1 protein-coding gene is annotated in these 4771 nt (G+C 71.8%); it reads right to left on the minus strand.

The features are described 5' to 3' along the window. Nucleotides 1-4771, minus strand: a 4771-nt coding sequence (locus ABT263_RS38420; RefSeq protein WP_352298517.1) for a non-ribosomal peptide synthetase, incomplete at both ends; no start/stop codon positions are given.

The following is a 4771-nucleotide window of genomic DNA, read 5'->3' on the forward strand; positions in this document are numbered from 1 at the left end:
CAGGTCGTGAGCTGGGCGCGCTCGGTCTCGGGCAGGTGGGAGAGGGTCGCGTCGCCGTTGGGGTCGGCGGCCATCGCCTCCAGCACCAGCCGGTAGCGCTCACCCAGGGAGTTCAGGTTCGCCCGGTCGATCGCGGTGCTCATGCTGTCGAGGTTGATTCGGCCGCCACGCACGATCACATTGAGGGCGAACGAGTTGGAGCCGTCGCCCATCGAGCCGTCCAGGTCGACGGAGTTCTCGTCGACGACGTGGAAGTCCAGGTACTCGAAGAGGACGGAGACCAGCTCGCCGGAGTTGCCGGCGGCGCGCTGGACGGCGGGCATCGGGTAGCGGCGGTGGGACCAGATGGCGGTCTCGGTGGCGTAGGTCTGCTCGACCAGTTCGCGCCAGGTCTTCGCGCCCCGAGTCGTCGGGAAGGGCAGGGTGTTGAGGTGCATGCCGAGCACCCGGTCCGCGCCGGGCGCCTCCAGGCGGCCGTGGTAGACGACGCCGGTGTGGAAGGCCTCCTCGGCCGTCAGGCTGCCGAGCACCTTGAGGTGCGCGGCCAGCAGCACGCTCTTCAGCGACGTCCTCGCCTCGGTGGCGAGACGGCGCAGGCCGTCCTCGATGTCGGTGTAGGGCACCCGGGCATGCAGCTGCTCGACGCCGGTGTCCGGGGCGCCGAAGGAGGTCGGCAGGACCAGCGGGCTGTGGGCGTCGACGAGCTGCTGCCAGAAGGCCTGGGTCTGCGGGTCGGAGAGCGCGGTCTGCTCGGCGGCGATGAAGTCCGCGTAGCGGACCGACGGCACCTCGTAGACGGCCGGCTGCTCGCCGTTCCGCAGGCTGCGGTAGCAGGCGAGGATCTCCATCACCAGGGTGTGGTAACTCCATCCCTCGGTGACAGCATGAATGTGACTGAACGTCAGGCGCCAGGCCCGGTCGGACTCCAGGTGCGCGGCGATGCGGACCAGCGGCGCGTCGGCCAGCTCGAAGCCCAGGGCGCGCTCGGAGGTCATGAACTCCTGCTTGCGCGCCGCGATCTCCTCGGCGGCGAGCGCACGCAGGTCGTGGATCGCGACCGGGACCTCGGCGGTGGCGTGGACGAGCTGGAGGGGCTGGCTGTAGCCGTCCAGGTGCATCGAGGTGCGCAGGATGTCGTGCCGGGCCACCACCGTGTCGACGGCGCGGCGGAACGTCGGTGCGTCGAAGGGGACTTCGTCGGGAACGAGGAAGGAGTTCAGGTTGTGGTAGGTGTTGCCGCCCTGTGCCGCGAGCATCTCGACGAGCATGCCGGTCTGGACCTGGGAGAGCGGGTAGGCGTCGACGACGTCGGCCGGGAGGGCCGCGCGGTCGTCGTCGCCGATGAGGGCGAAGGGCTGGACGGCGGTGATCAGGGACCGGCCGGTGCCGTCACCGACCGCGAGGGCCATGGCAGCGATGGTGCGCTGCTGGAAGACATCGGGGATGGTGATGTCGTAGCCGGCGGCGCGGAGGGCGCCGACGAGTCGGACGGCGCGGATGGAGTCGCCGCCGAGGTCGAAGAAGCTGTCCTCGACACCGACCCGCGGCAGGCCCAGGACCTCGGCCCAGACGGCCGCCAGGCGCTCCTCGACCGGAGTACGCGGGGCGGTGTAGCCGCCGGTGGCGAACGCGTCCAGGTCCGGCGCGGGGAGCGCGCGGTGGTCGACCTTGCCGCTGTTGCTCAGCGGGACGGCGTCGATCGCCACGAACGCGCCCGGGACCATGTACTCGGGCAGCTGCCGGCCCAGTTCGCGCCGTACGGCGGCGATGTCCGGCGCGCTGCCGTCCTCGGTCACCAGGTAGGCGACGAGGGCCTCGTCGTGGACGGTCACGACGGCCTGGCGGACCTGCTCCAGCCCGCTCAGGACCGTCTCGATCTCGCCCAGCTCGATGCGGTAACCGCGGATCTTGACCTGGCTGTCGATCCGGCCCAGGCACTCCAGACTGCCGTCCGCCAGGAACCGGGCCAGGTCACCCGTCGCGTACAGCCGCGAACCCGCCGCGCCGTACGGGTTCGGCAGGAACCTCTCCGCCGTGAGGTCCGCCCGGCCGTGGTAGCCCCGGGCCACCCCGTCACCGTCGATGAACAACTGACCCGTCACCCCCGACGGAAGCAGCCGCAGCCCCTCGTCCAGCACGTACAGGCCGGTGTTGGCCAACGGGTGGCCGACGGCGATGGTCTCCGGCTCCTCGGGGACGTCCCAGAAGCTCGACCAGATCGTCGTCTCCGTCGGACCGTAGACGTTGACCACCCGCCGCGTGACCGCCGACAGGGCGGACGCCAGGTGCCCGGGCAACGGCTCGCCACCCGTCAGCGCGGTGACCGAACGCTCCTCGAAACCCGCCTCCAGCAGCAGCCGCCACGCCGACGGCGTCGCCTGCACATGACTCACCCGGTGGGCCCCGATCAGGGCGATCAGCGCCGCCGGGTCCTTCGCCTCATGGTCCCGTGCCAGCACCACCCGGCCACCCGTGACCAGCGGCAGGTGCAGCTCCAGACCCGAGATGTCGAACGACACCGACGTCGAGGCCAGCCACACCGAACCATCCGGCACACCCAGGTCGTCCCGCACCGACGCCAGCAGGTTGTGCAGCGCACCGTGCCCGATCATCACGCCCTTCGGACGCCCCGTCGAACCACTCGTGTACAGCACATACGCCAACTGCTCCGGAACCACCGCGCCCGAAGCGGGCACCGGCGGGACCTCGTCGAGCACCACCGTGTCCAGGTCGATCCTCGTCCCGGCGAAGTCCACCGACCGGCCGCTCACGGTCACCAGCACCGCCGCGCCCGAGTCCGCCAGCATGTAGTCGATCCGCTCACCCGGCAGCGCCGGATCGATCGGCAGATACGCGCCACCCGCCAGCCAGACGCCGTGCAGCAGCGGCACCAGATCCGCCTCACGCGGCAGGCACACACCCACCACGCTCTCCGGACCGACACCCGCCGCCCGCAACAGCGCACCGAACCGCGCCGCCCGCTCCGCCACCTGCCCGTACGTCAGCTCCACATCACCGACCACCACCGCGACCGCGTCCGGCGACTCCACGACCCGGGCCGCGAACGCCTCCGGCGCACTGACCGTCGACCACACCACCTCACGCCCCGGCGCGGACAACACCGCCACCTCGGCCCCGGACAACGGCACCACACGCGCGTCACCCTCCGGATCCGCCGCCATCGCCTCCAACACCGACCGGTACAACCCACCCAACCGCTCCAGGCCCTCGGCACCGAAGGCCTCGGTCGTGCTGCTGAGGTGGAAGCGCCCGTCACGGGTGATGACGGTCAGACCGAACTCGTTGGCGCTCTCCCGCAGTTCGGCGGAGGTGTCGACCTCGTCGGCGTCCAGCTGGTGGAAGTCGTGGAAGTCGAACATCACGGAGACCAGCTCGCCGCTGCTGCCGGCGGCGCGCTGGATGGCGGGCAGCGGGTAGCGGCGGTGGGACCAGATGGCGGTCTCCGTCGCGTACGTCCGCTCGACCAGCTCACGCCAGGTCCTCGCGCCCCGACTGGCCGGGAACGGCAGGGTGTTGAGGTGCATACCCAGCACCCGGTCGGCGCCCGGTGCCTCCAGACGGCCGTGGTAGACCACACCGGTGTGGAAGGCGTCCTCGGCGGTGAGGCTGCCCATCACCTTGAGGTGGGCGGCCAGCATGACGCTCTTGAGCGAGGTCTTCGCCTCGGCCGCGAGCTTGCGCAGCCCCTCCTCCAGGTCCGCGAACGGCACCTGCAGACCGGTCCGGCCGCCCGGCTCGCCGCCCCAGGTGGCGGGCAGGACCAGCGGGCTGTGGGTGTCGACGACGCGCTGCCAGAACGCCTGGGTCGCCGGGTCGGCCAGTGCGGTCTGCTCGGCGGCGACGAAGTCCGCGTAGCGCACCGGGAGCGGCGCCGGGGCGGCGGGCTCGCGGCCGTCCCGCAGCGCCTGGTAGTCGCCCAGGAGCTCCACCAGCATCGAGTTGACGGACCAGCCGTCGGTGATGGCGTGCGGGTAGGTGAGGGTCAGGTACCAGGACTCGTCGGACTCCAGGTGTGCGGCGACGCGCATCAGCGGAGCGGCCGTGAGCTCGAACGCGGCGGCGCGCTCGGCGGCGGCGAAGGCACGGCCGTGCTCGGCCTGCTGCTCGGCGGTCGAGCCGCGCAGGTCATGGACGGTGACCGGGATCCCGGCGGTCGCGTGCACCAGCTGGAGCGGCTGCGAGAACCCGTCCAGGTGCATCGAGCTGCGGAGCGTCTCGTGGCGCGCGGTGATCAGCTCGACGGCGCCGCGCAGGGCGTCCGGCGAGAACGCCTGGCGGTCCGGAAGGCGGAAGGAGGTGATGTTCTGGTAGACGTTCCGCCCGTGGGTCGCTGCCAGCATCTCGACGAGCATGCCGGTCTGGACCTGGGAGAGCGGGTAGGCGTCGACGACGTCGGCCGGGAGGGCCGCGCGGTCGTTCTCGCCGATCAGGGCGAAGGGCTGGACGGCCGTGATCAGGGACTCGCCGGTGCCGTCGCCGACCGCGATGGCCATGGCGGCGATGGTGCGCTGTTCGAAGACGTCGCGGACCGTGATGTCGTAGCCGGCGGCGCGGAGGGCTCCGGCGAGTCGGACGGCGCGGATGGAGTCGCCGCCGAGGTCGAAGAAGCTGTCCTCGACGCCGACCTGGGGCAGGCCGAGGACCTCGGCCCAGATGGCGGCGAGGCGTTCCTCGACGGGGGTGCGGGGGGCGGTGTAGCCGGTGGTGGTGAAGGCGTCGAGGTCGGGGGCGGGGAGGGCGCGGCGGTCGG

Origin of the sequence: Kitasatospora sp. NPDC001603, from assembly GCF_040298365.1 — a bacterium.
In the GTDB taxonomy this organism is placed as follows: Bacteria; Actinomycetota; Actinomycetes; order Streptomycetales; family Streptomycetaceae; genus Kitasatospora.